This is a genomic window from Microbacterium sp. Bi128 (assembly GCF_918698205.1).
Genome location: NZ_CAKKMM010000410.1, coordinates 1 through 3,902, shown reverse-complemented (window position 1 = coordinate 3,902; position 3,902 = coordinate 1). Strand labels below are relative to the sequence as shown.

The window sequence follows — 3,902 nt, the reverse complement described above, 5'->3', positions numbered from 1 at the left end:
CTTTAGCCGACGGCGGCCAATTCGGTCCGAATTGGGCCGGGATCAGGCCCTTCCGGCGCCTGCGACCACGGTCAAATGTGGCGTTCGTCTCAAAACAAAGGCAAAACCGCGCCGGGGCCTGTCAACAAGGAGTTCCCAAATTGAATAAGCTGTGAGCGAAGCCTAGATTTAGGCTTGAGCTTACGAGTGCTCTCGCAGCAGGCGTTCCCCCCGCGTGGATCCCATGCCAGCGCCGCTGTGTTGCAGGGAGGTTTATTCAGTGCCGACAAAACCAGCTGGCACCTTGTACCGCGGCCGTGAAGGCATGTGGTCCTGGGTTGGACACCGCATTACCGGTGTAGTGATTTTCTTCTTCTTGTTGGTCCACGTGCTGGACACCTCATTGGTGCGTGTGTCCCCCGAGGCCTACACCGCAGTGATTGGTGCCTACAAGAACCCCCTCATGGCCCTGGGTGAAACGGGCCTTGTCGCGGCGATCGTGTTCCACGCCTTCAACGGCCTGCGGATCATCGCCGTCGACTTCTGGAAGAAGGGTGCCAAGTACCAGCGTCAGATGCTCTGGACGGTCCTGGGCCTCTGGGTCGTCGTCATGGTCGGCTTCTCCATCCGCCACCTGTCCCTCGCCCTTGGAGGTCACTAAGCCATGACTGCAACCATTCAGAGTCCACGCAGTGGAAAACCCGGTAGCGGAAAGATCCAGCCCAAGTACCGCCGCACTGGCGGTTCCAAGGGCAACTTCGAGATGCTCGCCTGGCTCTTCATGCGCCTCTCCGGCGTCGTGCTGGTGGTGCTGATCTTCGGCCACCTGACGGTGAACCTGCTGGTCGGCGAGGGCATCCACGCGATCGACTTCGGCTTTGTGGCCGGCAAGTGGGCCGACCCGTTCTGGCAGTTCTGGGACCTGGCCATGCTGTGGCTCGCCATGCTGCACGGCACCAACGGCGTCCGCACGATCATCAATGACTACGCAGAGAAGGACGCAACGCGCCTTTGGCTGAAGATTGTGCTCTACGCGGCCACCACGGTCATCATCATCCTGGGCACCCTGGTCATCTTCACGTTCAATCCGTGCCCCGTGGCCAACGGCGTCCAGCTTCCCGGCGGTTTCTGCCCCGCGCCTTAGGGCGCAGCCGATACGACTCAGCCGTAGCGGCGGAACCGCCGCGGACAGCAGCCCGTCCGGGCAGGAATCCGCGGTCCGTCACGGCAACTGATCTTGCCTGCCGAACGCAGGCGCAGATTGCACGAGACTTCACCGGGCAGGCGCGGCCTGCCGGTGGTTTATAGCGAATTTTGAGAGAAAGAGCGTCTGGTATGCAGGTCCATAAGTACGACGTCGTGATCGTCGGTGCCGGTGGCGCCGGGATGCGCGCGGCGATCGAATCAGGTCAGCGCGCCCGAACAGCAGTACTGACCAAGCTCTACCCCACGCGGTCCCACACCGGCGCGGCGCAGGGCGGCATGTGTGCAGCCCTGGCCAACGTCGAGGAAGACAACTGGGAGTGGCACACCTTCGACACCATCAAGGGCGGCGACTACCTGGTTGACCAGGACGCCGCCGAGGTCATGGCGAAGGAAGCGATCGACGCCGTCCTGGACCTGGAAAAGATGGGCCTGCCGTTCAACCGCACGCCCGAGGGCCGCATTGACCAGCGCCGCTTCGGTGGCCACACCCGCGATCACGGCAAGGCACCGGTCCGCCGCGCCTGCTACGCCGCCGACCGCACCGGCCACATGATCCTGCAGACCCTGTACCAGAACTGCGTCAAGCACAACGTCGAGTTCTACAACGAGTACTACGTCCTGGACCTGCTGACCGTCGAAGAGGACGCTGTCCGCGAGGACGGCACGCCGTACAAGCAGAAGCGCGTGGCCGGCGTCGTGTCCTACGACCTCGCCTCCGGCGAGCTGCACGTCTTCCAGGCCAAGTCCGTGGTGTTCGCCTCCGGCGGCGCCGGCAAGGTCTTCAAGACCACCTCCAACGCCCACACCCTGACCGGTGACGGCATGGGCATCGCGTTCCGCCGGGGCATCCCCCTGGAGGACATGGAATTCTTCCAGTTCCACCCGACAGGTCTGGCCGGCCTGGGCATCCTGCTCTCCGAGGCCGCCCGCGGCGAAGGCGCGATCCTGCGCAACTCCGAGGGTGAACGCTTCATGGAGCGCTACGCGCCCACCATCAAGGACCTCGCCCCGCGCGACATCGTGGCCCGCTCCATGGCCAACGAAGTCCGTGAGGGACGAGGCTGCGGCCCGAACAAGGACTACGTCCTCCTGGACCTGACGCACCTTGAGCCTGCACACATCGATGCCAAGCTGCCGGACATCACCGAGTTCGCCCGCACCTACCTGGGTGTGGAGCCGTACACGGAGCCGGTTCCGGTGTTCCCAACGGCCCACTACGCCATGGGCGGCATCCCCACGAACATCAGCGCCGAGGTCCTCCAGGACAACGACACGGTGGTCCCGGGCCTCTACGCCGCCGGCGAGGTCGCCTGCGTCTCCGGCCACGGCTCCAACCGTCTGGGCACCAACTCGCTGCTGGACATCAACGTGTTCGGCAAGCGCGCCGGTATCGCCGCCGCCGAGTATGCCAAAACCGCCGACTTCGTGGAGCTCCCCGTTGACCCGGAGGCCTACACGCTGAACCTGCTGGAGCACGTCCGCACCTCTGACGGCACCGAGAAGGTCGCTGCGATCCGCAAGGAACTGCAGGACACCATGGACGCCAACATGCAGGTGTTCCGCACCGCCGACACGCTGAACCAGGTCCTGAAAGACATTGCCTCCTTCGAGGAGCGGTACCAGCGCATCAGCGTCCAGGACAAGGGCAAGCGCTTCAACCTGGACCTGCTCGAGGCCGTGGAGCTGGGCTTCCTGCTCGAGCTCGCCAAGGTCATGACCGTGGCGGCCCTGCACCGCGAGGAATCCCGCGGCGGCCACTTCCGCGAGGACTTCCCCGAGCGCGACGACGAAAAATTCATGAAGCACTCCATGGCGTACAAGGATGACCACGCCCCGGCGGACGGTTCCGCCGAGGCGATTGCCGGCATCCGGCTTGCCACCAAACCGGTGGTCTTTACGCGCTACGAGCCGATGGTGAGGAAGTACTAAGATGAGCGCTGAACTCGCTGAGCCAGCATCCAAGATCGAACTGCCCGCCGGCGTCGGCGGGGGCGGGGAAATCCCGTCCTTCGACGTCACCCTGCGCGTGCGCCGCTACAACCCCGAGGTCTCCGAGGACGCCACGTGGGATGACTTCAAGGTCACCATGTACGGCACCGACCGTGTCCTGGACGCCCTGCACAAGATCAAGTGGGAGATGGACGGCAGCGTCTCCTTCCGCCGGTCCTGCGCCCACGGCGTCTGCGGCTCCGATGCCATGCGCATCAACGGCCGCAACCGCCTGGCCTGCAAGACCCTGCTGAAGGACCTGGACACGTCCAAGCCCATCACGGTCGAGCCCATCAAGGGCCTGCCGGTGGAGAAGGACCTGATCGTGGACATGGAGCCGTTCTTCCAGTCCTTCCGCGAAGTCATGCCGTTCCTGATCAACCGTGGCCACGAGCCCACCAAGGAACGCCTGCAGTCGGCCGAGGACCGCGAACGGTTCGATGACACCACCAAGTGCATCCTGTGCGCCGCGTGCACCTCGTCCTGCCCGGTTTTCTGGACCGACGGGCAGTACTTCGGCCCGGCGGCGATCGTCAACGCGCACCGCTTCATCTTCGATTCCCGTGATGACGCCGGCGACATGCGCCTGGAGATCCTCAACGACAAGGAAGGCGTGTGGCGCTGCCGCACCACCTTCAACTGCACCGAAGCATGCCCCCGCGGCATCCAGGTCACGCAGGCAATCGCTGAGGTCAAGCAGGCCATCCTGTCCCGCAAGGTCTGAGGAC

General features: G+C 64.4%; 4 protein-coding genes. All 4 read left to right on the top strand.

Features of this window, described 5'->3' with window-relative positions:
• The first annotated feature begins 259 nt into the window (after positions 1 to 259).
• The 4 genes from sdhC to LQV45_RS20005 all read left to right on the top strand — a co-directional run bounded on the left by sdhC (position 260) and on the right by LQV45_RS20005 (position 3,898).
• Positions 260 to 640 carry a succinate dehydrogenase, cytochrome b556 subunit gene (gene sdhC, locus LQV45_RS20020; protein ID WP_079553238.1) on the top strand — a complete coding sequence of 127 codons (381 nt, stop codon included), beginning with the start codon at positions 260 to 262 and terminating at the stop codon, positions 638 to 640.
• Between the two features lie 3 nt (positions 641 to 643).
• Positions 644 to 1,123, top strand: a complete 480-nt coding sequence (locus LQV45_RS20015; protein WP_230008514.1) for a succinate dehydrogenase hydrophobic membrane anchor subunit — start codon at positions 644 to 646, stop codon at positions 1,121 to 1,123.
• Positions 1,124 to 1,314: 191 nt separating this feature from the next.
• Positions 1,315 to 3,114, top strand: a complete 1,800-nt coding sequence (gene sdhA / locus LQV45_RS20010; RefSeq protein ID WP_230008513.1) for a succinate dehydrogenase flavoprotein subunit — start codon at positions 1,315 to 1,317, stop codon at positions 3,112 to 3,114.
• Position 3,115: 1 nt separating this feature from the next.
• Entirely contained in the window at positions 3,116 to 3,898 is a 783-nt protein-coding gene (locus tag LQV45_RS20005; RefSeq protein ID WP_026537821.1) for a succinate dehydrogenase iron-sulfur subunit, read from the top strand.
• Positions 3,899 to 3,902 lie beyond the last annotated feature (4 nt).

What these genes read in the sequence shown, in the direction of transcription:
- LQV45_RS20015 (WP_230008514.1), top strand. Translation starts at nt 644, where the DNA reads ATGACTGCAACCATTCAGAGTCCACGCAGTGGAAAACCCGGTAGCGGA.
- sdhA (WP_230008513.1), top strand. Translation starts at nt 1,315, where the DNA reads ATGCAGGTCCATAAGTACGACGTCGTGATCGTCGGTGCCGGTGGCGCC.
- LQV45_RS20005 (WP_026537821.1), top strand. Translation starts at nt 3,116, where the DNA reads ATGAGCGCTGAACTCGCTGAGCCAGCATCCAAGATCGAACTGCCCGCC.